Here is a 349-nt window from a genome sequence, read left to right on the forward strand (position 1 = left end):
CTTCGAGGTAGCCATTGACATCGCTAAGAAACCAGCCTAAACCATAGGCTTTAAAATGTGTATTGTAATCTCCTTTTCCGGTGCCGGTAAGTGTTTGCGGTGTCCACATCTCGCGGTGCTGCCGTTCGCTGAAGAGTTGCTTCTCCAGATTCTCACCGTACTTACCGCTTTTAAGCTGTGCCTGTACCCATTTGCTCATATCGGCTACAGAAGAATATACTCCTGCGGCAGGATTGGCAGCTTCAGTAAAGCTGAGGCCGACGGGGACCAGTTTTCCGTCTGTAGGAGCATGGCCGTCAATTACGTTCGACTTATCCCCGATGAGATTGTAATTCACTGCCGAACGATC

At 49.6% G+C, this 349-nt stretch carries 1 protein-coding gene; it reads right to left on the bottom strand.

Going from position 1 to position 349, the window contains the following annotated elements; translation table 11 throughout:
• The coding region (locus tag HC176_RS17980) for a serine hydrolase (protein WP_167920372.1) at positions 1 to 349 on the bottom strand (349 nt) is incomplete at both ends.

Source organism: Tamlana crocina (genome assembly GCF_012037625.1).